This is a genomic window from Microvirga puerhi, from assembly GCF_020089865.1.
Lineage (GTDB): Bacteria > Pseudomonadota > Alphaproteobacteria > Rhizobiales > Beijerinckiaceae > Microvirga > Microvirga puerhi.
Genome location: NZ_JAIRBM010000009.1, coordinates 61,258 through 85,197 on the forward strand (window position 1 = coordinate 61,258; position 23,940 = coordinate 85,197).

General features: G+C 64.8%; 26 protein-coding genes and 1 other RNA gene. 9 read left to right on the top strand and 18 right to left on the bottom strand.

Annotated elements, in window-relative coordinates:
- Nucleotides 1-19: 19 nt before the first annotated feature.
- Complete coding sequence (gene ybgF / locus K9B37_RS13470; protein ID WP_224313611.1) at nucleotides 20-985, bottom strand: tol-pal system protein YbgF; 966 nt, start codon at nucleotides 983-985, stop codon at nucleotides 20-22.
- Nucleotides 986-1,109: 124 nt separating this feature from the next.
- A complete protein-coding gene (gene pal, locus K9B37_RS13475) occupies nucleotides 1,110-1,613 on the bottom strand; it encodes a peptidoglycan-associated lipoprotein Pal (protein ID WP_224313612.1) in 504 nt (167 codons plus the stop codon).
- Between the two features lie 247 nt (nucleotides 1,614-1,860).
- Here pal and K9B37_RS13480 point away from each other — a divergent pair, with 247 nt between their 5' ends.
- Both K9B37_RS13480 and K9B37_RS13485 read left to right on the top strand, forming a co-directional pair.
- Entirely contained in the window at nucleotides 1,861-3,369 is a 1,509-nt protein-coding gene (locus K9B37_RS13480) for a phospholipase D-like domain-containing protein (protein ID WP_224313613.1), read from the top strand.
- 94 nt (nucleotides 3,370-3,463) lie between these two features.
- Nucleotides 3,464-4,084, top strand: coding sequence for an HdeD family acid-resistance protein (locus K9B37_RS13485; protein WP_224313614.1), 621 nt, complete (start codon nucleotides 3,464-3,466; stop codon nucleotides 4,082-4,084).
- Between the two features lie 12 nt (nucleotides 4,085-4,096).
- Here the strand turns inward: K9B37_RS13485 and K9B37_RS13490 are convergent, their stop codons facing one another.
- A complete protein-coding gene (locus K9B37_RS13490) occupies nucleotides 4,097-4,714 on the bottom strand; it encodes a TetR/AcrR family transcriptional regulator (RefSeq protein ID WP_224313615.1) in 618 nt (205 codons plus the stop codon).
- Nucleotides 4,715-4,809: 95 nt separating this feature from the next.
- On the opposite strand from K9B37_RS13490, the gene K9B37_RS13495 reads away from it, so the two are divergent.
- A complete protein-coding gene (locus tag K9B37_RS13495) occupies nucleotides 4,810-5,583 on the top strand; it encodes an NIPSNAP family protein (RefSeq protein ID WP_224313616.1) in 774 nt (257 codons plus the stop codon).
- Nucleotides 5,584-5,617: 34 nt separating this feature from the next.
- On the opposite strand, the gene tolB is transcribed toward K9B37_RS13495, so the two are convergent.
- The 15 genes from tolB to K9B37_RS13570 form a co-directional block, all read right to left on the bottom strand.
- Nucleotides 5,618-6,952: a Tol-Pal system beta propeller repeat protein TolB gene (gene tolB, locus K9B37_RS13500; RefSeq protein WP_224313617.1), complete on the bottom strand. Its 1,335-nt coding sequence runs from the start codon at nucleotides 6,950-6,952 to the stop codon at nucleotides 5,618-5,620.
- A gap of 26 nt (nucleotides 6,953-6,978) precedes the next feature.
- Complete coding sequence (gene tolA, locus K9B37_RS13505) at nucleotides 6,979-8,091, bottom strand: cell envelope integrity protein TolA (RefSeq protein WP_224313843.1); 1,113 nt, start codon at nucleotides 8,089-8,091, stop codon at nucleotides 6,979-6,981.
- A 25-nt stretch (nucleotides 8,092-8,116) separates the two neighbouring features.
- Nucleotides 8,117-8,566, bottom strand: coding sequence for an ExbD/TolR family protein (locus tag K9B37_RS13510; protein ID WP_224313618.1), 450 nt, complete (start codon nucleotides 8,564-8,566; stop codon nucleotides 8,117-8,119).
- A gap of 12 nt (nucleotides 8,567-8,578) precedes the next feature.
- Nucleotides 8,579-9,298 carry a protein TolQ gene (gene tolQ, locus K9B37_RS13515; RefSeq protein WP_224313619.1) on the bottom strand — a complete coding sequence of 240 codons (720 nt, stop codon included), beginning with the start codon at nucleotides 9,296-9,298 and terminating at the stop codon, nucleotides 8,579-8,581.
- 285 nt (nucleotides 9,299-9,583) lie between these two features.
- Nucleotides 9,584-10,036, bottom strand: a complete 453-nt coding sequence (gene ybgC / locus K9B37_RS13520) for a tol-pal system-associated acyl-CoA thioesterase (protein ID WP_224313620.1) — start codon at nucleotides 10,034-10,036, stop codon at nucleotides 9,584-9,586.
- Nucleotides 10,029-11,078 (bottom strand): Holliday junction branch migration DNA helicase RuvB, encoded by a 1,050-nt coding sequence (ruvB, locus tag K9B37_RS13525; RefSeq protein WP_224313621.1) that lies wholly within the window; start codon nucleotides 11,076-11,078, stop codon nucleotides 10,029-10,031. Before ruvB ends, ybgC begins: the two co-directional genes overlap by 8 nt.
- 149 nt (nucleotides 11,079-11,227) lie before the next feature.
- Nucleotides 11,228-11,845, bottom strand: coding sequence for a Holliday junction branch migration protein RuvA (gene ruvA, locus K9B37_RS13530; protein ID WP_224313622.1), 618 nt, complete (start codon nucleotides 11,843-11,845; stop codon nucleotides 11,228-11,230).
- Nucleotides 11,846-11,983: 138 nt separating this feature from the next.
- Nucleotides 11,984-12,487 carry a crossover junction endodeoxyribonuclease RuvC gene (gene ruvC, locus K9B37_RS13535; protein WP_224313623.1) on the bottom strand — a complete coding sequence of 168 codons (504 nt, stop codon included), beginning with the start codon at nucleotides 12,485-12,487 and terminating at the stop codon, nucleotides 11,984-11,986.
- 5 nt (nucleotides 12,488-12,492) lie between these two features.
- Nucleotides 12,493-13,239, bottom strand: coding sequence for a YebC/PmpR family DNA-binding transcriptional regulator (locus K9B37_RS13540; RefSeq protein ID WP_224313624.1), 747 nt, complete (start codon nucleotides 13,237-13,239; stop codon nucleotides 12,493-12,495).
- 262 nt (nucleotides 13,240-13,501) lie between these two features.
- Complete coding sequence (locus tag K9B37_RS13545) at nucleotides 13,502-14,170, bottom strand: exopolysaccharide biosynthesis protein (RefSeq protein WP_224313625.1); 669 nt, start codon at nucleotides 14,168-14,170, stop codon at nucleotides 13,502-13,504.
- Between the two features lie 57 nt (nucleotides 14,171-14,227).
- On the bottom strand, nucleotides 14,228-15,049 hold the full coding sequence (locus K9B37_RS13550) for a TIGR00282 family metallophosphoesterase (protein ID WP_224313626.1): 822 nt from the start codon (nucleotides 15,047-15,049) through the stop codon (nucleotides 14,228-14,230).
- A 9-nt stretch (nucleotides 15,050-15,058) separates the two neighbouring features.
- Nucleotides 15,059-15,655 (bottom strand): 5-formyltetrahydrofolate cyclo-ligase, encoded by a 597-nt coding sequence (locus K9B37_RS13555; protein WP_224313627.1) that lies wholly within the window; start codon nucleotides 15,653-15,655, stop codon nucleotides 15,059-15,061.
- A gap of 4 nt (nucleotides 15,656-15,659) precedes the next feature.
- A non-coding RNA gene (gene ssrS / locus K9B37_RS13560) (6S RNA) lies at nucleotides 15,660-15,816 on the bottom strand.
- Between the two features lie 104 nt (nucleotides 15,817-15,920).
- Nucleotides 15,921-16,289, bottom strand: coding sequence for a cell division protein ZapA (locus K9B37_RS13565; protein WP_224313628.1), 369 nt, complete (start codon nucleotides 16,287-16,289; stop codon nucleotides 15,921-15,923).
- Between the two features lies 1 nt (nucleotide 16,290).
- Entirely contained in the window at nucleotides 16,291-16,584 is a 294-nt protein-coding gene (locus K9B37_RS13570; RefSeq protein WP_224313629.1) for a DUF4164 domain-containing protein, read from the bottom strand.
- 367 nt (nucleotides 16,585-16,951) lie between these two features.
- Between K9B37_RS13570 and tkt the strand changes: the two genes are divergently transcribed.
- The 6 genes from tkt (at nucleotide 16,952) to K9B37_RS13600 (ending at nucleotide 23,936) form a co-directional block, all read left to right on the top strand.
- A complete protein-coding gene (gene tkt, locus K9B37_RS13575; RefSeq protein WP_439651731.1) occupies nucleotides 16,952-18,886 on the top strand; it encodes a transketolase in 1,935 nt (644 codons plus the stop codon).
- 45 nt (nucleotides 18,887-18,931) lie between these two features.
- Nucleotides 18,932-19,939 (top strand): type I glyceraldehyde-3-phosphate dehydrogenase, encoded by a 1,008-nt coding sequence (gene gap / locus K9B37_RS13580; protein WP_224313631.1) that lies wholly within the window; start codon nucleotides 18,932-18,934, stop codon nucleotides 19,937-19,939.
- An 11-nt stretch (nucleotides 19,940-19,950) separates the two neighbouring features.
- On the top strand, nucleotides 19,951-21,141 hold the full coding sequence (locus K9B37_RS13585) for a phosphoglycerate kinase (RefSeq protein WP_224313632.1): 1,191 nt from the start codon (nucleotides 19,951-19,953) through the stop codon (nucleotides 21,139-21,141).
- Between the two features lie 53 nt (nucleotides 21,142-21,194).
- Nucleotides 21,195-22,283 (top strand): class II fructose-bisphosphate aldolase, encoded by a 1,089-nt coding sequence (gene fba / locus K9B37_RS13590; protein ID WP_224313633.1) that lies wholly within the window; start codon nucleotides 21,195-21,197, stop codon nucleotides 22,281-22,283.
- A gap of 106 nt (nucleotides 22,284-22,389) precedes the next feature.
- The gene (locus K9B37_RS13595) at nucleotides 22,390-23,040 is read left to right on the top strand and encodes a thiamine phosphate synthase (protein WP_224313634.1); all 651 of its coding nucleotides are present in this window, start codon (nucleotides 22,390-22,392) and stop codon (nucleotides 23,038-23,040) included.
- Nucleotides 23,040-23,936, top strand: coding sequence for a tetratricopeptide repeat protein (locus tag K9B37_RS13600; protein ID WP_439651724.1), 897 nt, complete (start codon nucleotides 23,040-23,042; stop codon nucleotides 23,934-23,936). Before K9B37_RS13595 ends, K9B37_RS13600 begins: the two co-directional genes overlap by 1 nt.
- The last annotated feature ends 4 nt before the right edge of the window (nucleotides 23,937-23,940 follow it).

Here is a 23,940-nt window from a genome sequence, read left to right on the forward strand (position 1 = left end):
CGTCTGCCGGGCTCGGCTCCTAGCTGCACTTGGAGCGGCGCTGCTCGCGCTCGGACCCTTGGCGCACGGCGGCGGAAGCCTGCGGGTATTTGCGGTTGAGTTCAGCGAAGACAGCGCAGGCGCGGTCGCGCGCGCCAAGGCCGTTGAGGGCGATACCAAGCTTCAGGAGCGCGTCGGGCGCGCGGGCCGTATTCGGGTAATCCGTGGAGACGTTCAGGAACTGCTCGGCCGCCTCGCGATAGCGGCTGCGCTGCATGTAGGTTTCGCCGAGCCAGTAGGAGGCTTCCGGAACGAGGCGGTCGCGGGGATTGGATTGCAGAAAGCGGCGGAAGCCCATTTCAGCCTCCTCGTATTGCTGCTGCGCGAAGTAGCCATAGGCCGTCTCGAAATCGGCGCGCGGATCGCCGACGCTGGTCGCCGCCACGCTCGGGCCGCGCGATGGAGCGACTGGAGCGGACGGGGCCGCGGATGCGGTCCGGCCGGCGGGATTGATGTCGAGGGGGGCGGCATCCATGGCCACCTCGTCCTCCTCGATCAGCTCGCCGATGCCCGAAGGCTGCCCGGCGGCCTGGCTACCCGGCAGCGGAAGCGGCTGACGCGCATCCGCCGTGAGCGGAGCGGACGGGATTGTGGATCCGAGAGGCTGGGGAGCGCCGGGGGCGCTGGGCGCCTCCGACGGATCGAAGATGTCACTACGCCGCTGCGGCTGAGCCTGAGCGGGACGGGGCGGAGTACCGGTCGCCGGAGCCTTGCCGCCGCCACCGCGCCCTTCCTGGAAGCGGAACTCCACGTCTTCCTGGAACTTGCGGAGCTGCTCCTTCAGCACCTGATTCTCGTGCTGGAGCTGCTCCATCTGCCCGGACATCTGCCGGAACTGGCTCTCAAGCCGGTTGAGACGCACGATGGCGTCGGCCGCGTCCTGCGCGAAGGCAGGCGCGGCAAGGGACATCATGAAGACGAGGTAGACGATCAGGCGGCGCAGCATTCTCGGGTACCGTGGAGGTCGCAACAAAGGTGCCGATAACACAAATGCGCCGCCACGGCGAGATTGTGGCGGCGCAGCTCGGCCCTCCGTCGAACGGGAGGGAAAAGGTCTCATGCCAAGAGCCTTACATTCCTGCGCCCGTGCTCAGGACCGTCACGGCGCGGCGGTTCTGGGACCAGCAGGAGATGTCGTTGCAGACGGCCACAGGGCGCTCCTTACCGTAAGAAACGGTCCGCAGGCGGGAGGCATTGATGCCGCGCGACACGAGGTAGTCGCGGACGTTCTGGGCGCGGCGGGCGCTGAGAGAGAAGTTGTATTCGCGGGTGCCGCGCTCGTCCGCATGGCCTTCGATGATGAAGGTGTAGTTCGAATAGCGGTTGAGCCACTGGGCCTGCTTGTCGAGGGTGGCGATGCCTGTCGGGGTCAGGTCGGTCTGGTCGGTCTCGAAGAAGACGCGGTCGCCGACATTGACGACGAAGTCCTGGGCGCTGCCCGGGGTGGCGGCTCCGCCGGCGCCGAACCCGCCCCCGGCTCCATCGGCCATTCCATCTTTGTTGGACGAACACGCCGCCGCCCCAAGGGCGAGGACGATGGCAGCGGCGAACTTGACGGCGCGCAACGTCATCATTGGCAATACTCCTTACACATACGTCTGCCGAACGTTGTGTGATCTATATCGGGGGATGGTTAAGGGACGGTTCCGTCGATCCGGCGGGTAGAGGTGGGATTAAGGTGAATCGAATCCAGGTCGGGAAACCTGGGCTTAGCGTTAATTAGGAGTAAATACGGCAAAGAGTTGGCACCGCTCCGCCGCGACCCTTCGACCGTGGTCAGATACGGCGAAGCCGAAACGAGCCTTCGTGCGTTATGGGATTATGACAGCTCCCCTTACGCCAAGACAGATCGAACCATTCGCGCAGGCGCCCGCGACGGACATCCGGTTGGAGCGCGCCTTTGCCCGGATTGCCGACAGCCACCTGCGTCAGGGCAATGCCATCGCCCTGCTGCGGGATGCGGGCGAAAACTACCCTGCCTGGCTTGAGGCCATTCGGAGCGCCCGCAGGGTCGTGCATTTCGAGAATTTCATCATCGCCGACGACCAGACCGGCCGCACTTTCGCCGACGCCTTGATGGAGCGGGCCCAGGCCGGCGTGAAGGTTCGGGTTCTCTACGACTGGCTCGGCTCCTCCTGGCGCGCGCTGCCCGGATTCTGGAACCGCCTGCGCCGTGCCGGCGTGGAGGTCAGGGTCTTCAATCCGCCCCGGCTGACCGATCCGCTCTGGATCCGCCGAAATCATCGCAAGGTCATCACGGTCGACGGCCGATTGGGTTTCGTGGCCGGTCTGTGCGTTTCGAACGCCTGGGAAGGAAGCGACAGAGCGGATCCCTGGCGCGATACCGGCCTCTCCCTGGAAGGCCCTGTCGTCGCCGATCTGGACGCCGCCTTCGCCGATAGCTGGGCCCGCGCCGGCGGGCCTCTCGACTTAAGCGAGTTCCCGGATCCCGAGGCCATCCCGAAGGCCGGCACCGTGGCGGCGCGCGTTCTCTGCGGACAGCCCGGCATGTTCCGTACCTATCGGTTCGACCAGTTCGTCGCGGCGACGGCCCAGCGCAATCTCTGGCTCACCGACGCCTATTTCGTCGCCACGACATCCTATGTGCAGGCTCTCGCGGAGGCAGCGCGGGACGGGGTCGACGTCCGCCTCCTCGTGCCCGGCGCCAGTGACGTGGCGATCCTCCAGCCGGTGGTTCGCGCCGGCTACCGATCCTTGATCGAGGCGGGAATCCGCGTCTTCGAATGGAACGGCTCCATGCTTCACGCGAAGACGGCGGTAGCCGACGGGCGTTGGGCGCGGGTCGGTTCAACCAATCTCAACCTCGCGAGCTGGGCCACCAATTGGGAGCTCGACGTCGTGGTCGAGGATCGCGACTTCGCCGGGGCCATGGAGGAGATGTACCTGAAGGATCTCGCCAATGCGACCGAGATCGTTCCCGGCCTCCTGACGCGGCGCAAACAGTCGCAGAAGATGCGCTCGCGCCGCTTGCCGCGCCCCAGAAGAGGTGGCGTGCGGCGTCTGGCGGCGGGCGCGCTCGCCCTGAGCAACAGCATTGGCAGAACCGAAAACGCCCGCTCTCTCACAGCCACGGAGGCGAGCAGCATCGCGGTGATCGGCGCGGTGCTCTTGGCCCTGGCGGTCGTCGTCGCCCTCTTCCCGATCCTGATCGTCGTCCCCCTGGTGATCGGCCTTGTCTGGCTCGGCCTGGCTCTGATGATCCGGGCGTTTCGTCTCAAATGGCGCACCCGGATGCGGCGCCGGAAGCTCGAACAGCGCCGTCAGGCGGCGCGGATGGCAGGATCCGTCGATTCCAGCCACAATTCGTGAAAAGAAATGAAACCTACTGCCAAGCTTGAGTGTTGATTTGATACCTACCCTTAGGTCAGTCACCATAGGGGGGCTCTTTATCGAGGAGATCACCATGGCAAGCGGCACTTCCCAAACGTCCGGATCCTTCGACCAATCGGAGGCAATGAGTGCGCTGCTGGCGCAGAACTGGTGGGCCGTCGCCCTTCGCGGTGTCTTCGCCATCATCTTCGCTCTGATCGCGCTGTTCGTGCCAGGAGCGACGATCCTGTCGCTGGTCCTGTTCTTCGCCGCCTATATGCTCGTGGATGGCGTCTTCAGCATCGTGTCCGCCATCCGGGCCGCCTCCCAACACCAACGCTGGGGCCTCCTCGTCCTGGAAGGGATCGTCGACATCCTGGTCGGCGTCATCGCCTTCTCATGGCCGGGCCTGACGGTCGTGTTTTTCGTCACCCTGCTGGCGGTGTGGTCGCTGATCACCGGCGTCCTCGAAATCGTTGCGGCGTTCAAGCTCAATCCGGCCTACGGACGCGGCTGGATGATCTTCAGCGGCATCGTGTCGATCCTGTTCGGTATCGCATTGCTGATCGCTCCGCTGATCGGTGCGGTGGTGCTCACTTGGTGGCTCGGCGTCTATGCCCTGATTTTCGGCATCACGCTCCTGGTCCTCGCCTTCAGGCTGAGGAGCCGCAAGGACGTGACGCCCACGACGACCGCCATGCCGCGGGGCGCCTGAGCGTCCGTCACTTTAGGCCGACGCGTCCCGCAGGGTCCGATCGAGCATTGCAGCGCAGGCCCTCAAAGGCACTGCGCTCTGGCTCGCTTTGGCCATCGCCATGGAACCCGAATAGGCGGCCACCACGAAGGTGGCCGTTTCTTCCGCATCAAGAGAGATCAGACGCCCCTGGCCCTGGTCGGCCCGGATCCGGTCAGCGATCGCCCAGCGCCAGCGCACGAAGATGGCGTCGATCGCGGCCCTGAAGTCCTCATCCTGCCGGGACAATTCGAGCGCCAGATTGTTGAGCGGGCAGCCTGAGACCGCCCCGCGCTCCTCCAGCTCCGTCGCAATGGAATTAAAGACGGCCTGAATCCCCTCCGCAGCGGCGGCTGCCGTGCGCACCGGGGAGATCCAGGTTTCCTCCACCGCGTCCGCGACGCGATGTTCCAGGACCGCGAGAGCCAGATCCTTCTTGGTCGGGAAATGATGTGAGAGCGCACCGCCGGAAGCACCGGCATCGCGTTTCAGATCGTGCATGGACGTCGCGGCATATCCATGCGTGCAGAACGCCGCGTAAGCCGTATCCAGAACTTTCCGCCGAAAGCCTTCCGGATCGTTCGTTCGTCCCTGTCCGTCGGACTTCGCCATTGTTCCTCTCCCTGCCGTGAAAATAGCAGGTTGACAGAACAGGACAAGCGTCCTGTATTGCAGAACAGGACGCTCGTCCTGTTCAGGAGAAAAATATGGATCTCGAAGTGGTGGACGCCCGCAATCCGACGGCAGCAACAGGCGAGGACGCCATCGTGGAATTGCGCCGGTATCGCCTGCACCGGGAGGCGCGCGATCGCTTGATCGATCTTTTCGACCGCGCCTTCGTCGAGCCTCAGGAAGAAGTGGGCATGCGGGTCATCGGCCAATTCCGCGACCTCGATGATCCCGACAGCTTTGTCTGGCTTCGCGGCTTCGCCGACATGGCGACACGCGCCGAAGCCCTCGCCGCCTTCTATGGTGGACCCGTCTGGGCGGCGCATCGGGATCAGGCCAACGGCACGATGATCAATTCCGACAACGTGCTTCTTCTCCGGCCCGCCCAGCCGGGCGACGGCTTCCCGCCCGCCGTTCATCCCCGCGCCGCAATCGGCCAGGAGGTCGGAGCGCCCGGCTTGATCGTGGCGACGATCTGCTCCCTCGCACCGCAGAAGGAGGATGCCTTTGCCTCCTTCTTCAAGGACAAGGTCCGACCGCAGCTGGAAAAGGCGGGGGCCAGGATCTTCGCCTCCTTCGTGACCGAGCGAAGCCCGAACACCTTTCCGCGCCTTCCGGTCCGGGAGGGCGAGACCGTTTTCGTATGGTTCTCAGGCTTTGCCGATCTCGCGGCCTATGACCACCATCTGGCCGCTCTCGCGGCGTCCGAAGCGTGGGTCCGGACGGTCGATCCTGAATTCGAACAATGGATCTGGCGTCCGCGGGAGATCTCCCGCCTCGTTCCGACGGCGCGCTCGTCGCTGCGCGCCTGAATGAAGAAGGGGCGCCCGAGGCGCCCCTGTTCGATCAGTTCTGAGCCCTGCTCTCGCTCAGGAGCGGCGACCAGGTCGGGTCCGACGCATAGGACGGCGTCGGGACCGGCTGCTCGACGCGGCCGGTGATGTCGACCATGTAGAGCTTTCCGCCCGCCTGCCCGCCGGGATCGCGGAAGAACAGGATGTACTGCCCGTTCGGCGCCCAGGTCGGGCTCTCGTTATGGAAGCCTTCCGTCAGGATGCGCTCGCCCGAGCCGTCCGGCTTCATGATACCGATGGCGAATCCGCCGGCGCGGCGCTTGGTGAAGGCGATGTAATCGCCCCGCGGCGACCAGGCCGGCTGGGAATAGGAGCCGTCGCCGAAGGAGATGCGGCGCTGGTTCGAGCCGTCCGCTGCCATGGCGTAAACCTGCTGCGTGCCGCCTCGGTCGCTCTCGAACACGATCTGCGATCCGTCCGGCGAGTAGGATGGCGAGGTATCGATGGCGGCGGTGGAGGTCAACCGGGTGGTGGCGCGGGAGTTCAGGTCCATCATGAAGATGTTGGCATTGCCGCCCTGCTGCAGGCTCATGACGATGCGCTGCCCATCGGGGGAGAAGCGCGGGCTCGAGGTCATGTCGGGGAAGTTGCCGACGACCTGACGGGAGCCGGTCTCGAGATTGATCACCTGCACGCGCGGCTGCTGGCCCTCGACCTGCGACATGTAGGTGATGTCCTGGGAGGCGGGCGAATAGCGCGGGGTCACGACGAGGGAGTCACCCTGCGTGAGGAAACGGACATTCGCTCCATCCTGATCCATGATGGCGAGGCGCTTGCGGCGGTTCTCCTTCGGGCCGGATTCGTCCACGAACACGATGCGCGTATCGAAGAAGCCGCCGAAGCCAGTGAGCTTGCTGTAGACCGAGTCGGAGATGATGTGGCCGACCCGGCGCCAGAAATTCGGGTCCGTCATGTATTGCTGGCCGGTCAGCTGCTGGCCCGTATCCACGTCCCAGAGCCGGAACTCGGCCTTGAGGCGTCCCGAGGGATCACGGGTCACGCGGCCGGTCACCAGCGCCTGGGCGCCCGCGAGCTTCCAGGCCTCGAAGCGCGGCGCCACGTCGAAGGCCGGACGCTCCGGAAAGCGCGACCGGTCGAGCGGCGCGAAATAGCCCGAGCGCTGCAGGTTGCTCGAAATGATCCCCGAGACCCGCTGGCCGAGATCGCCCTCGCCCGCGAAGTCCGCGACGGCGATCGGCATGGGCTGGAACTGGCCGCCCGGTCCGACGCGGAAGGATAGCTCTGCGTGTGCGACAGGAGCCACTGCAACGATCGACAAGACAAAGGTCAGGACAACTGCAAGACGGGACACGGTACGAGTGATCATGGCTTTCATCTTAAGCATGAGGGGCTTCAGATCATGGGATCGAAATAGACCTTCAGCATTTTCCAATCGGAATACTGAGGGGCGTACTGAGCAGGGATACGATAGGGAGCACATCGACGAACGGCGCGCAGGGCCGCATCGGCAATGGCACGATCAGTTGAATTCGGTCCGCTCTGAACAACAGAAGGATCTTGTGTCAGCGTTCCATCTGGATTGAGGCGCACGTCGAGCAACGGAGCGACTGTATTTCCGGCAGATGCGCTGATCGGTGGGGTAAAGCAGCGTCTCATCTGCTCTTGAAGAATTCCCATCAGCGCATCGCGTTGGCTCGGATTGAGCTTCGCAGCCGTTCCGGTCGCGGTGCCGAGCGAGGCGGTCTTTTGAACCTCCGCTCCGGTCGCGCCCGTCGACTGGTTGCGCTCCTTGTTCTCCAGGAACTGCTTGAGGTCGCCCATGTCGAGTTTCTTGGCGACCTGCGCTTCCTTGCGGGCCTTGGCCTCCGCTTCGGCCTTGGCCTTCGCTTCCGCAATCTTCTTGGCTTCAGCCTCCGCCTTGGCTTTCGCTTCGGCCTCTGCCTTCGCCTTGGCTTCCGCGAGCTTCTTGGCTTCGGCCTGAGCCTTTGCCTCGGCTTCCGCCTTGGCCTTCGCTTCAGCTTCCGCCTTGGCCTTCTCGGCGGCTTTGGCGCGCTCGATGGCCTCCGCCTCGGCCTTGGCCTCGGTGAGCTTCTTCTCTTCCTCGAGCGCCTTGGCCTTCGCCTCGGCTTCGGCCTGGCTCGGCTTCGGCGGCGGTGGGGGCTGGGCGGCGACCGGTTCTTCCTTCTCGGCCACCTTCATCTCTTCAGGCCGCTTCGGCGGCGCGGGCGCATCGCGCTTGTCCTCGCCGGGATCGCGCTGCTCGGTCTTGTCGGCCACGCGCTCGGCCCGGGGCTTGGGCTGCGGCAGCACTTCCTTGGCGGTCTTCTCGCCCTTGGTGATCTGGGAGAACTGGTTGTCGGTGATGACCTCGACCGGGATGCCTTCCTCGGCGTCGGGGAATTCGCGAACGGATGAGAGACCGACCAGGGCCGCGGCCAGGAGCACCACATGGGTGGCGCCCGAGACCCAGAAGCCCGGTTCGGAGGTGTTGAATTTCAGCTTCAACGCCACGGTCTCGCCCCTACCCCGCTCAGCGCTGATCCGGCTCCGTGACAAGCGCGACGCGCTTGTATCCGGCCCCGGTGACGATGGACATGACCTGGGCGACACGGCCGTAATCGACCTTCTTGTCGCCGCGCACGAAGACGCGCTCGTCGAGACCGCTCTTGGCGACCTCGGCCAGCTTGCCGACGATGGCATCGTCGGGGAGTTCGGTTTCGCCCATGTAGACCTGCCCCGTCGCCTTGATGGACAGGGTCACGGGCTTAGCATCCATGTTGAGGGGCGCCGCCTTCGTCTGAGGCAGATCGAGCGGCACGCCGGCCGTCATCATGGGGGCCGCCACCATGAAGATGATGAGCAGCACCAGCATGACGTCGATGAACGGCGTCATGTTGATCTCGTTCATGGCACCGCCCCGGTGGGAGCGCCGGCGGCGACGGGAGCCGCCGCCCTTGGCCATGCCTGCGGTCGAAGCCATCCCCAATCCTCCTTAGGCCGCGAGCGCGATGCGCTCGTCGATCTGGCGCGAGAGGATGGCGGAGAACTCGTCGGCGAAGCCTTCGAGCCGCGACTGGAGCTTGCTCACCTCGCTCTGGAGCTTGTTGTAGGCGAGCACCGCCGGAATGGCTGCGAAGAGACCGATTGCGGTCGCGAAGAGGGCCTCGGCGATGCCGGGCGCCACGACCGCGAGGCTCGTGCTCTTGGACGCCGCGATCGAAGTGAAGGAATTCATGATGCCGACCACCGTGCCGAAGAGGCCGATATAGGGGCCGGCCGAACCGATGGAGGCGAGGACCGTCAGCTTGGAATCGAGGCGCTCGACCTCGCGCTGGATGGTCACGTCGAGGACCTTGTCGATGCGCTGGGACAAGCTCTGGAAGGAGCGCCCGGAGCCCTCGAAGGACCGCTTCCACTCCCGCATGGCGGCGACGAACACCGCGGCGAGGCCCGTTGCCGGGCGGCTCTGGAGCGAGCGGAACAACTCCTCCAGCGACTGGCCCGACCAGAACACCTCCTCGAAGCGGTTCATGGCGCGCTTGGTGCGGGCATAGAGCAGGGTCTTGTCGATGATGATCGCCCAGCACCAGACGGAGGCGCCGAGGAGACCGAGCATCACGAGCTTGACGATGAAATGCGCCTGCCAGAACAGGCCGAATAGAGACATATCGTGGGCCACAGGGACTGCCTGGGCCACATCCGCCGGATTCATTTTTCGAGTCCCCGCTCCTCGAGCGGCCCGGAACCGGGCTCGCCGCCTTGGTAGGAAAATCTTGTGCGTTTCATTGTTCGTTCGCGCCTGAATCTGTCGAAAATAAGGGCGCGCGGCCAAGGGACGCCGATCTTCCCGATCCGTTACATGTTAAGCACACATCAAGGTTAAGGGTTGGTTTAAAGGCCGCCGGCCAAGGGCGATATGCCGCGACCGGAGATGCGCGGCGGGCACGAAGTCCAGAGCATTTCCGATCGCTATCGGGCTGTGGGGCAGTCCCCTCGCCTACTCGGCAAGTGGCGTCAGGGCAGACCGCAATTCGTCCGGAATCCGAACCGCCCGGCCGCCCCTAACGGCCGCCACGGTCACCTCGGCCGTCACGAGGATGTCCTCGCCGCGCCGCACCTCTTGGAACAGGGTCATCGAGGCGCCGCGCATCTCCTTGGGCCGCGTGACGATGGTCAGGACATCGTCCATCAGGGCAGCACCCAGGAAGTCGATCGCCATCTTGCGCACCACGAAGGCGAGGCCGCCCATCTCGGTGTGAAGGTCCGACTGCGCCACCTCCGCCGCCCGCAAAAGCTCGGTGCGTCCCCGCTCCATGAAGCGCAGATAGCTGGCGTGGTAGACGCGCGCCGAGAAATCCGTGTCCTCGTAATAGACGCGGATGGGCAGAAGATGCGTATCGCCGACGAGGCGGCCGGAGAGAACGGGGGGGATGTCAGGCCGCTCAGTCATCCTCATCCCCGCCGTTGAAGAGGCCGAATTGGGCAGCGCTCTCCCGCGTGGGTTCGGGCAGCCCGAGATGCCTGAAGGCATGGGGCGTCAGGATGCGGCCCCGTGGGGTGCGCTGCACGAAGCCCTTCTGGATGAGATAGGGTTCGATGATCTCCTCGATCGCATCGCGGGGCTCGGACAGGGCCGCGGCAATCGTCTCGATCCCGACAGGGCCGCCCCCGAAGGAATGGGCGATGGTGGTGAGGTACTTCCGGTCCATCAGGTCGAGGCCGATGGGATCGACGTCGAGGAGGCGCAGGGCATTGTCGGCAAGGTCGCGCGTGACCGTTGGGGCGCCCTCCACGATGGCGAAGTCGCGCACCCGGCGCAGCAGGCGTCCGGCGATGCGCGGCGTGCCGCGGGAGCGGCGGGCGATCTCGTTGGCACCTGCGTCGCTCATGCCGAGGCCGAGCACCCGGGCGCCGCGGCGGACGATGAGCTCGAGCTCGTCCACCGTGTAGAATTCGAGGCGGATCGGGATGCCGAAACGGTCGCGCAGGGGCGTGGTCAGCAGGCCCGCGCGGGTCGTCGCGCCGACCAGGGTGAACTTGGGCAGCTCGATCTTCACCGAACGGGCCGCCGGTCCCTCGCCGATGATGAGGTCGAGCTGGTAATCCTCCATGGCCGGGTAGAGGATTTCCTCCACCGCCGGGTTGAGGCGGTGGATCTCGTCGATGAAGAGCACGTCGCGCTCTTCCAGGTTCGTGAGCTGGGCCGCCAGGTCACCGGCCTTGGCGATGACCGGACCAGAAGTCGAGCGGAAATTGACGCCGAGTTCCCGCGCCACGATCTGGGCGAGCGTCGTCTTGCCCAGGCCCGGCGGGCCGACGAACAGCACATGGTCGAGAGCATCGCCCCGCGATTTCGCGGCGTTGATGAAGACCTGAAGGTTCGCGCGGGCCGCCGCCTGGCCCGTGAAATCCCCGAGCGACAACGGCCGGAGCGAGGCATCCGGATCATCTTCGCGCTTCTCAGGGGTGATAAGGCGGCGTGAATCGGTCAAAGAAGCTTACCTTCCGAAGGCGTAATGACGAGGCTCCTCCCTGACATACGCCAAATCTGCATGAGATCAAAACAGGAACGGCAAAAGGTCACGGGTTCATCGTATAGGCCGTCTCTTACCAATCCCGCAAAAGAGTGCCAATCGCGTGCCTAACGGGCCAGCTCGCGCAGGCCCAGTCGGATCAGCGTCTTGGCCTCGGCTTCTTCACCGGCCTGCTTGAGCGCTGCCGCCACGGCAGCAGAGGCCTGGGCCTGGGGATAGCCGAGATTGACGAGGGCGGAGATCGCATCCGATACGGGAATAGGAGCGCTCTTGTCCTCCACGGCACCTGTCAGACGGATGAGTGCCGGATCGACGGCCGCGAAGGCCGGCGCCTTGTCCTTGAGTTCCGCGACAATGCGGGCGGCGAGCTTCGGGCCGACACCCGGACCGCGCGCCACGGCCGCCTTGTCGCCCGTCGCGATGGCGGTGGCGATACCGCCCGGATCGAGCACCGACAGGATTCCGAGCGCCACCTTGCTGCCAACGCCCTGCACGGTCTGGAGGAGACGAAACCATTCCCGCTCCGCATCCGAACGGAACCCGAAAAGGCGGATCATGTCCTCACGGACGAGAGTTTCGATGGAGAGCACCGCCGCCTCGCCGACAGGTGGCAGGTTCTGGAGCGTGCGCGAGGAGCAATGCACTACGTAGCCGACGCCATGCACGTCGAGGATGATGAAATCCTCGCCGTAGGAATCGACGACGCCTTTCAATTTGCCGATCACGTTGGTCTCCCTCCGCCGTCATCTCCGCGCAGGCGGGATCCGTAGCCGCCGACGGTGCTCAATCACGCTCTGTTAGTGTTTATGGGTTCCGGGCTCGGCTTCGCCGCCCCGGAATGACGATGGTTCTTCTGTAACAGGTTAGTAACTCGCCGCCAAAGCCCGCGCCTTGCGGTGATGGGCATGGGCGATGGCGATGGCAAGCGCGTCGGCTGCGTCGGCCTTCTTGAAGTCAGCCTTGGGCAACAGGATCTTCACCATCGCCTGGACCTGCTCCTTTTCCGCGTGTCCGACGCCGACCACGGTTTTCTTCACCTGGTTGGCGCCGTATTCCGATACGGGAAGTCCATGCAGCGCAGGAACCAGCAGCGACATGGCCCGGGCCTGGCCGAGCTTGAGGGTCGCCTGCGCGTCCTTGTTGACGAATGTTTCTTCGACGGACACCTCGTCGGGCGTCCAGGTCCTGATCACGTCCGTCAGCCGGTCGTGGAGCTGCTTGAGGCGAAGCGCCAGATCGAGGTCGCCGTCCGAGGTCACGACACCACAGGCCACGAAGGAGAGCTTCGTCCCCTCGATGGTGATGACGCCCCAGCCCGTGTTGCGCAGGCCGGGATCGAGGCCAAGAATGCGGATGCGCTCGCTCAAGGCTCCTATTCCGCCATCTTCTGCATGAGCGCCTCGGACAATTCGAAATTGCCGTAGACGTTCTGCACGTCGTCATGCTCTTCGAGCGTTTCCATGAGCTTCATGAGCTTCTCGCCTGCGTCGTCATCCACGGCGACGGGGGTCTGGGGCTTCCAGATCAGCTTCGAGGCCTTCGGCTCGCCGAACTTCTCTTCCAGGGCCTTGGTGACCTCGTTGAGGGAGCCCTGATCGCAGTAGATTTCGTGGCCGTTCTCGCTCGACACCACATCGTCGGCTCCCGCCTCGATGGCGGCCTCCAGCATGGCGTCGGCGCTGGCCGCCTCGGGAGCGAACTCGACGAAGCCCACCCGGTCGAACATGAAGGAGACGGCGCCGGTTTCCGCAAGGTTACCGCCGCTCTTGGTGAAGTAGGAGCGAATGTCCGAGGCGGTGCGGTTGCGGTTGTCGGTCATGGCCTCGACGATCAACGCCGCGCCACCCGGGCCGTAGCCCTCGTAGCGGATCTCCTCGTAGTTCTCGCCCTCGTTGCCGGCAGCCTTGTTGATGGCGCGCTGGATGTTGTCCTTGGGCATGTTCTCGGCCCGGGCCGCGATGATTGCGGCGCGCAGGCGCGGATTCATGTTGGGATCGGGCAGCCCCATCTTGGCGGCGACGGTGATTTCGCGCGCGAGCTTGGAGAACACCTTCGAGCGAACGGCGTCCACCCGGCCCTTGCGGTGCATGATGTTCTTGAATTGTGAATGTCCGGCCATGGAGCCTCCGCGATCGCGACCGAGAGCGTCTTGGCGTTCAAGGGGCCCGTCAGGCCGCGGATGTTGACGATAGCGCATCGTCCGGAAAAGTGGATCCGGTTTTCGCTGACGCGGCCCTCTGGGTCCGCCCCGAACGATGCGCCGCTTAAGAAGGGAGCATCGGATAAATCCCAAAAGTGGGAACCACTTCTGGGTCCGAGGCTCTAGCGGGCTTATAAAACGGTGTAGCGCCGGAGGCAAAGCCCCAAGGCCTCTCTTTGTTCTAGATTCCGAACCAGCTGGTCAGAGCCGCCTTGATCAGATGATAGGAGGCGCCGAGGATTGTCGCCGTATAGGCGAGTCCCGTCAGCCCGATCGCGTAGCCTAGGAGCAGGAGATAGCCGTCCTCCTCCATCACCGCGATGGAGACGATGACGAGGGCAATGGAGGGCGGAAAATTGGTGCCTGGAAACGGAATCAGCACGGAGATCGCCACGAGGAAGGCGAAGAGGCCGACCATCCGGTCCCCGACGACGCTGAAGAGCGGCGGCAGCCGCGGCTTGCAGTAGCTTTCCAGCCATTTCAGCTTCGGTTCGGCCACATCGATCAGCCTCTTGAAAGTCGCGACCGACACCGAACGGCGCTTGACGAAGCCGGGCAGCCAAGGATGGCGGTGCCCCAGCATCATCTGAATACCGAAGATGAGCACCGGCGTTCCGACGATACCCGCGATGCCGGGCGGGGCCGGCACGCAGTTCGGCAAGCTGAAGAGAATCAGCACGAAACCGAAGGCGCGCTCGCCGAACGCCTCGATGATCTCGCCGATGGTGATGCTCTCACCCTTGGCACCATCGATCACCGCCCGGAGAACGGCGGAGACGCTTTTGTGCTGAGCGGCCTCGGGCACGGTGCCGTTTTCACGGGCAAGGGTCTGGGGGTTCTCTGCGTCCACTGGCATCTCCGTCAGCAGACAGATGGGAATGCTTCGCCGCGAACCAAGGGCGGGAGGCTAATCCCAGAAGCGTGGCCAGGATTCCTCGAGATGCGGGCCGAGCCGCAAGGCCGCGACCCGCACGGCGAGGCCCGTGCGGTCGTGGGTCTCGACGGCGATTCCGGAAAGTGTCCCCTCCCCCAGCCCCGGCTCCATGCGCGGTCCGGGGGTCTTCTGCAGGAAGCGGCGGATCGATTCCTCCTTCTGCATGCCGAGAACGGAATCGTAGTCGCCGCACATGCCCGCGTCGGACATATAGGCCGTGCCGCCTCCGAGAACCCGGTGGTCGGCGGTCGGCACATGGGTATGGGTGCCGACCACGAGGCTCGCGCGCCCGTCGAGATGATGGCCCATCGCCTCCTTCTCGCTCGTCGCCTCCGCATGGACGTCGACGATGACGGCATCGGCTACCTGGGCGAGCGGACAGGCATCGAGTTCGCGGTCCACGGCGGCAAAGGGATCATCGAGCGCGTCCATGTAGAGACGGCCCATGACGTTGACGACGAGAACCCGGTGCCCCGATGCGCTCTCGATGAGATTGGCTCCGCGTCCGGGCGTGCCGGGCGGATAGTTGACCGGCCGCAGGAGCCGTGGCTGGCGCTCGATGAAGACCAGGGTCTCCCGCTGGTCCCAGCTGTGATTGCCGAGGGTCACTGCGTCCGCCCCCGCCTGGATCAGGTCGTCGCAGATCGCTTCCGTGATGCCGAAGCCGCCCGCTGCATTCTCCCCGTTGATCGCCACGAAATCGAGCCGCCAGCGCTCCTTAAGAGCCGGCAACCGATCGATGACCACGTTGCGACCGGCCCGTCCGACCACATCGCCAAGAAAGAGAAGACGCATAGAAAATCCTTACAAGGCGTCGCGGACAGCTGAGGTCCGGATGAGCTCGGCCTCGGTGACGATGAGATCGAGCAGGCGATCGTGCGGTTCGACCGGAACCTCCTCGATCTCCTGAACCGCATAGGCGAGCCCAATGGTCAAGATGGGATGTTTATCCTCGAGAGCCGCGATGGCACGATCGAAATGCCCCTTGCCATAGCCGATCCGGCCACCGCGCCGGTCGAAGGCGAGCAGCGGCACCAGGAGCGCATTGGGGAAGACCTCCGGAGCATCGGGCCCAGGCTCGTGAACGCCGAAACCTCCCCTCACCAGGATGTCACCGGGCCGCCAGAGGCGAAAGCTCAGATGGGGATGAAGAACCTGCGACAGCGCCACGTCCTGGCCGCGCGATGTCAACGCCTGCATCAGCGGCCGGGGATCGACCTCGCTCCGGATCGGCCAATAGCCGCCGACGGGATTGCGGTCTTTAAGATCACCGCAAGCCAGGGCTCGTGCGGCGATGCGCTCGGCCGCCTCCCGGCGAAATATCTCGTCGAGGCCGTCGCGCATGGCAAATGCCTCGCGGCGAAGCCGTTCCTTGCGCTCGGAAAGGGAGGAAGAAAGCATGAAGCGCGGAGCCACAAAAGTCGTCGGAGAAGCGATCCCGGGAACCTACAAAGTAGGTGGGCGCCGTATGTCCCGGTCCACGGACCGGGTCAGGGACAGCTCCCTTCAGGATCGATAAGGCCCCGGGGAATATGAACTCCTAACGCACCCCGCAGCCCCGCCTTCCCTATGTAGGGACCGAACGGGTCGAGGGGAAGGGGGATTTTTGGAGAACTCCGTTGTCATTCCGGGACAGCTCGGAGAGCTGGGCCCAGATGACAGAGCGTTACCCTTGCCCGGACGCTCCCAAGCGGCGTGCCAGAAGCTCGATCCGCTCCGCAGCCCGGTGAACGCCCTCCGCAAGCCGTGCCTCGATGGCCTGCGTGCGTTCGTCCCCCTGGGAAGCGAAGCGCCGGAGTTCCGCAAGTTCCGCCTCGAGAGCCGCAATACGCTTTTTGGTCTCGTGCATCTCGTCCGCCAGGGTGATGGCGGCCATCACATGGAGGCGCATGTCGCCGATTTCGCCGAAGGCTGCGCGCATATCCTCGATCTTGGCGTCGAACGACGCGGCGAGTTCTTCAAGATGCTGCTCCTCCCCGTCGCCGCAGGCGATACGGTAGGTTTTTCCAGCGATGGTCACGGTGACCTGGGCCATGTCAGGTCTCGTCCGGCGCAAGTTCGCCGGCCTGGACCAGGACGGACTGGATTGCCCCGATGGCCTGCCGCACGCGGCGACTGACATCATCGGTGGCCGCCTCGAAGCGATGGAGACGGGTCAGGGCCCCATCGAGATCGTCCGCCAGGCGCGCACGGTCGTCCTGCATGAGCTGGAGCTCGGTTTCCAGATCGCCACGACGCTTTTCCATGTCCAAACGGCGCGACACGGAGGCTTCGAGAAGGCCTAAGGCCACCTCGAGTCGTTTAAGCGCGTCGTCCAGAATGGCGGTCATCGGTCCTCCGGGAATCGTTGACGACACTAGCGCATCGCACGGAAAAGTGGACCCGATTTTGCACGCTGGACGGCGCGCCGCCGAGAATGACGAAACCCTCGACGGATCTCGAAAGCGGGAAGCTGCTTTCCAAGGCCAATGCTTCCGGGCCCACGCTGCCGATCGGCAATGGTCTGCGGGGAATTTGAGGCCCTTGAGCCTTTGACTCGCCCCTCCCCCGTGTTAAGGAGCCCACGCTCTTTTCGATAGGCCTGCCCCCTGCGCCTGGGGCCCGCCGTCAGATTTTGTGGATCAAGCTGTGACCAATACCGTTTCCGCCGAACGCGTCAGCCACTCCGATCTGGCGAACGCCGTTCGCGCTCTCGCCATGGACGCCGTCGAGCAAGCCAAATCCGGCCACCCGGGCCTGCCCATGGGCGCCGCCGACATCGCGACGGTGCTGTTTACCAAGATCCTGAAATACGACGCCACCGACCCGACCTGGCCCGACCGCGACCGTTTCGTGCTCTCCGCCGGCCACGGCTCGATGCTGCTTTACTCCCTCCTTCACCTGACCGGCGTGAAGGGCATGACCATCGACGAGCTCAAGCGCTTCCGCCAGCTCGATTCGAAGACTCCGGGTCATCCGGAGAACTTCATGACCCCCGGCGTCGAGACGACGACGGGCCCGCTCGGCCAGGGCATCGCGACGGCGGTGGGCATGGCGCTCGCCGAGCGCATGCTCAACGCCGAGTACGGCGACGATCTCGTCGACCACCGTACCTACGTCCTCGCCTCGGACGGCGACCTGATGGAGGGCATCAGTCAGGAGGCGATCGCCCTTGCCGGCCACCTGAAGCTCAACCGTCTCATCGTCCTGTTCGACGACAACGGCATTTCCATCGACGGTCCGCTCTCGCTCTCCGACTCCGTCGATCAGGTGAAGCGATTCCAGGCCTGCGGCTGGAACGCCGTGCGCATCGACGGTCACGATGAGAAGGCCATCGCCCGCGCGCTCTCCCGCGCCCAGAAATCCGACCGCCCGACCCTGATCGCCTGCCGCACCACCATCGGCTTCGGCGCGCCCAAGAAGGCCGGTACGTCGAAGGCCCATGGCGAGCCGCTCGGCGCCGAGGAGCTTGCCGGCGCCAAGAAGGCGCTCGGCTGGAACCACGGCCCCTTCGAGGTTCCGGAGAACATTCAGGACGCCTGGGCCAAGGCCGGCAAGAAAGGCCGCCGCCTGCGCAAGGCCTGGAGCGAGCGCCTGAAGGCTCTCCCGGGTGACAAGCGCAGCGAATTCGAGCGCCGGGTCAAGGGCGTGCGTCCGCAAGGTCTTGCTGATGCCGTCGCCAAGCTGAAGGAGCGCCTGACAGCCGAGCCGCAGAACGTCGCAACCCGCAAGGCGAGCGAGATCGCGCTCGAGGTGATCACCGAGGCCATGCCCGAGCTGGTGCTCGGCTCGGCGGATCTGACGCCCTCCAACAACACCAAGACCAAGAACCTGACGGCCATTTCACCTGGCCAGTATGCCGGCCGCTATATCCACTACGGGATCCGTGAGCACGGCATGGCGGCGGCCATGAACGGCATCGCACTCCATGGCGGGCTCGTGCCGGCAGGCGCCACCTTCCTGGTCTTCACAGATTACGCGCGGCCTGCCATGCGCATTGCGGCGCTTGCCGGAATTCCGGCGGTTTACGTGATGACGCACGATTCCATCGGCCTCGGCGAGGACGGCCCGACCCACCAGCCGGTGGAACATCTGGCGGCGCTCCGCTGCATGCCGAAGATGCGCGTCTTCCGTCCGGCCGATGCCATCGAGACGGCGGAGGCCTGGCAGCTGGCGCTCGAGCGCACGGATGGCCCGACCGTCCTGGCCTTGACTCGCCAGAACCTGCCGCAGGTCCGCAAGGATGCCGGCCGCGAGAACCTGTCGGCGACGGGCGCCTACGAGCTGTCGCCGGCGCAAGGCAAGGCCCGCGCTACGATCTTCGCCTCGGGCAGCGAGGTCGAGATCGCCCTCGCGGCTCAGAAAATTCTCGCCGAGCAGAGCTTCGCGGTTCGCGTCGTCTCGGTGCCTTCGCTCGATCTCTTCCTTGCGCAGCCCGAGAAGGTCCGCGCCCGTATCATCGGCGACGCGCCGGTCAAGGTTGCGGTCGAGGCTGCCGTCCGCTTCGGATGGGACGCGGTGATCGGCTCGGACGGCATCTTCGTCGGCATGCACAGCTTTGGTGCCAGCGCGCCGTACAAGGAACTCTACAAGCACTTCGGCATCACGCCTGAGGCTGTTGCGGAACAGATCCTCAGAACACACAATCTCTAAAGCTTAAAAAGCGTTTCAGGCCCATCGGATAAGGGAGCTAAGGCTATGACGGTCAAGGTCGCGATCAACGGGTTCGGTCGCATCGGACGCAACATCCTCCGCGGCATCGTGGAAAGCGGCCGCAAGGATATCGAGGTGGTCGCCATCAACGATCTCGGCCCGGTCGAAACGAATGCACACTTGCTCCGCTTCGACTCCGTCCATGGCCGCTTCCCGGCGGAAGTGAAGGTCGAGGGCGAGAACCTCGTCATCAACGGCAAGAAGATCAAGGTCACGGCGATCAAGGATCCGGCCGAACTTCCCCACAAGGAGCTCGGCGTCGACATCGCGATGGAATGCACCGGCATCTTCACCTCAAAGGAGAAGGCGTCGGCCCATCTGAAGGCAGGAGCCAAGCGCGTCCTCGTGTCGGCGCCCGCCGATGGCGCCGATCTCACGGTGGTCTACGGCGTCAACCATGACAAGCTGACGAAGGACCACATCGTCGTCTCGAACGCCTCCTGCACCACGAACTGCCTTGCGCCGGTCGCCAAGGTGCTGAACGACGTGGTGGGCATCGAGAAGGGCTTCATGACGACGATCCATTCCTACACGAATGATCAGCCGACCCTCGACCAGATGCACAAGGACCTCTACCGCGCCCGCGCGGCGGCCCTGAACATGATCCCGACCTCGACCGGCGCCGCCAAGGCTGTGGGTCTTGTGCTGCCGGAACTCAACGGCAAGCTCGACGGCTCCTCGATCCGCGTGCCGACCCCCAACGTCTCCGTCGTCGACCTCAAGTTCGTCGCCAAGAAGGCGACCACGAAGGACGAGATCAACGAGGCGATCAAGCGCGCTGCGAGCCAGGAGCTGAAGGGCATCCTCGGCATCACGGATCAGCCGAACGTTTCGTCGGACTTCAACCACGATCCGCACTCCTCCGTATTCCACCTCGACCAGACCAAGGTGATGGACGGCAACTTCGTGCGCGTCCTGTCGTGGTACGATAACGAGTGGGGCTTCTCGAACCGCATGGCGGACACCGCCATCGCTCTGGCGAAGCTCATCTGACGGAGGCTTTCATGACCGCCTTCCGGACTCTCGATCAGGCTGACGTCAAAGGGAAACGCGTTCTCGTCAGGGTGGACCTCAACGTCCCCATGGAGAACGGCAAGGTAACGGATGCGACGCGCATCGAGCGCGTCCTTCCGACGATCCAGGAAATCGCGAACAAGGGTGGAAAGGTGATCCTTCTCGCCCATTTCGGACGCCCGAAGGGTCGCGATCCCAAGGAATCCCTGAAGCCGGTTGCGGGAGCGGTCGCAAAGCACCTCGGAAAACACGTCGCATTCGCCGATGACTGCATCGGCGAAGCGGCAGAGAAGGCCGTCGCCGCCCTGAAGGACGGCGACGTGCTCCTCCTCGAGAACACCCGCTTCCATGCGGGCGAGGAGAAGAACGACAAGGACTTCGTCGCCGCGCTCGCAAAGCTCGGCGACCTCTATGTCAACGACGCGTTCTCGGCGGCCCACCGGGCCCATGCGTCGACGGAAGGCCTGGCGCATGTGCTGCCAGCCTATGCAGGCCGCACGATGCAGGCGGAGCTCGAAGCCCTGACGAAGGGCCTGGAGGCGCCGCAGCGTCCCGTCGTCGCCATCGTCGGCGGCGCGAAGGTCTCGACGAAGATCGATCTGCTCGAAAATCTCGTCCGGAAGGTCGATGCCCTCGTCATCGGCGGCGGCATGGCCAACACCTTCCTGCACGCCACAGGCCTCAATGTCGGCAAGTCGCTGGCCGAGAAGGATCTCGCCGCGACGGCGATGCGCATCATCGAGAAGGCCCGCGAGGCCAATTGCGCGATCATCCTTCCCGTGGATGGCGTCTGCGCCTACGAGTTCAAGGCCGGAGCGCACAACCAGACCTACGGCATCGATGCTATACCTGAGGACCAGATGATCCTCGACGTGGGCTCGCAATCGGTCGAGCGCGTGAATTCCGCGATCAATGATGCGAAGACGCTGGTCTGGAACGGCCCGCTCGGCGCTTTCGAGATCGCCCCGTTCGATCAGGGCACGGTCGCGGCCGCCCGTCATGCCGCGGAGCGCACCAAGGCCGGAAAGCTCGTCTCCGTCGCAGGCGGCGGCGATACGGTCGCTGCCCTCAACCATGCTGGCGTCGCCGACAGCTTCACCTATGTATCCACGGCAGGCGGCGCATTTCTCGAATGGCTTGAAGGCAAGGCGCTGCCCGGCGTTGAGGCTTTGAGAGCTTAAGGCACGGTTCAGCTTCGGCGCGCTTCATTGGCGCGCACAATCAGGAGGAAGAGATGGCGCGCATTACCTTGAGGCAGCTTCTGGATCACGCCGCCGAGCACGATTACGGCGTGCCTGCCTTCAACATCAACAACATGGAGCAGGCGCTCGCCATCATGGCGGCTGCGAACGAAGTCGACGCGCCCGTCATTATTCAGGCGAGCCGCGGCGCCCGTTCCTATGCCAACGACGTCATGCTCAAGCACATGATGGACGCGGTGACGGAGATCTATCCGCATATTCCGGTCTGCGTGCATCTCGACCACGGCAACGAACCATCCACCTGCATGACGGCGATCCAGGCCGGCTTCACCTCGGTGATGATGGACGGCTCGCTGAAGGCCGACGGCAAGACTCCGGGCGACTGGGACTACAATGTCGGCGTCACCAAGAAGGTGGTCGAGATGGCCCATCTCGGCGGCATCTCGGTGGAAGGCGAACTCGGCGTGCTGGGCTCCCTCGAGACCGGCATGGGCGACAAGGAGGACGGTCATGGTGCGGAGGGCAAGCTCTCGCACGACCAGCTCCTGACGAACCCGGACGAGGCAGTGAAATTCGTCGCTGAAACCAAGGTCGACGCACTCGCCATCGCCATGGGCACCTCGCACGGCGCCTACAAGTTCACCCGCAAGCCGGACGGCAACATCCTCGCGATGCACGTGCTTGAGGAGATTCACCGCAAGCTCCCGAACACGCATCTCGTGATGCACGGCTCCTCCTCGGTGCCGCAGGATCTCCAGGACATCATCAACAAGTTCGGCGGCCAGATGAAGCCGACCTGGGGCGTGCCGGTGGAGGAGATTCAGCGCGGCATCAAGCACGGTGTGCGCAAGATCAACATCGACACCGACAACCGGATGGCAATGACGGGCCAGATCCGCAAGGTTCTGACCGAGAATCCCGGCGAGTTCGATCCGCGCAAGTATCTGAAGCCCGCCATGGACGCGATGACGAAGCTCTGCAAGCAGCGCCTCCAGGAGTTCAACACCGCCGGCCAAGCCTCCAAGATCAAGCGCGTGTTCACCCTCGCCGAGATGGCCAAGCGCTATGCATCCGGCGAACTCGACCCGAAATTCGGCGCGAGCCGCCAGGCGGCCGAGTAAGCCATCAGGCTTTCGCCTTAATCCCATCGCAGAAACGGGGCCTCGCAAGACGGCCCCGTTTTCGTTATGGGAAAATGTCTGAATATTTTTCGAACCTCAGTGGATCATGGCCGAGCCCGTTGCCCGCCTCTACCTCGTCACACCCGTTCTGACGGACGCATCCTTCGCGCCGCGCCTCGTCGAGGCCTGTGCTGGCCAAGACGTGGCGGCCGTGCTGCTGCGTTTGGGCCCGGCCGATGAACGGAGCCTCATCAATCTGGTGAAGGCTCTCAGCCCTCCGGTCCAGGAGGCCGGAGCGGCGGCGATCGTGACCGTGGAGGGAGAGGCCGACCTCGCGGCGATCGCGGCGCGCGGCGGCGCTGACGGCATTCATGTGAGCGGAAATCCCGCCCGGATCAGGGACCTGCGTGAACGCCTGAAGTCCGAGCGCGCCCTCGGAGCGGGCGGCCTTCGAACCAAGGACGACGCCATGTCCATGGGCGAGGCCGGGGTCGACTACCTCATGTTCGGCGAGCCGCGCCCCGATGGATCCCTCCCGGCCCTCGACAGCGTGGTAGACCGGGCATCCTGGTGGGCCGAGATCTTCGAGACGCCCTGTGTCGCCTATGCGCCGACCCTGGAGGCGGTGAGAACGCTCCTTGCGACGGGAGCGGAGTTCATCGCGCTCGGAGACGCGGTCTGGTCGCATCCGGAGGGTCCCGCCAAGGCCGTTGCGGCAGCGGCGAAGATCGTCGGCGAACAGGAGGCCCTGCCCTGATGCGCATGACGTCATGCCTCGCCGTCCTGTGCCTCGGCGCCTCCATCGTCGGGGCAAAGGCAGAGCCGGATCTTGCTTACGGCGCCTATCAACGCGGCCAGTATCTCGCAGCCTTCCGCGAGGCGACCCAGCGGCTCGACAAGAACAAGAACGACGCACCGGCCATGACTCTGCTGGGCGAACTCTACAACCAGGGCCTCGGCCTTTCCCTGAGCGCCGAAAAGGCCGCCGACTGGTATCGGCTCGCGGCCGCCCGGGGCGATGCCCATGCTCTCGCTTCCCTCGGTCTCATGGCCCTGGACGGGCGCGGCATGAAGAAGGATCCGGCCCAGGCGAAGGCCTGGCTCGAACAGGCCGCGGCCAAGAACGAGCCGGTGGCCTGCTACAACCTCGCCCTGCTGCTCCTGTCGAGCAGCTCCGAGGACGACCTGCGTCGGGCCGCGGGCTTTCTGCGTCAGGCTGCCCAGTCGGAAATCCCCGATGCCCAGCATGCGCTCGGCGTGCTCTATCTCCAGGGCCGCGGCGTCGAGCGCGATGCCGCGCAGGCAGCACGCTATTTCGAGCGGGCCGCGAAGAACGGAAGCTCCGTCGGAGAGGTGGAATACGCCATCCTGCTCTTCAACGGCGATGGCGTGGCGAAGAACGAGTCCAAGGCCGCTCGCTATTTCCGCAGTGCCGCCGCGAAAGGCAATGCCATCGCCCAGAACCGACTGGCCCGCATGCTCGCGGCAGGCCGCGGCGTACCTCAGAACAAGGTCGACGCGGCCGCTTGGCATCTTCTTGCCTCCGCGCAGGGGCTGAACGATGCCTGGCTCGACGATGCCCTGAAGGACATGAGCGCCGACGAGAAGACCCGCGCCGAGAAGGTCGCGGCAGAGCGCCTCGGCGCGCATTGATCCG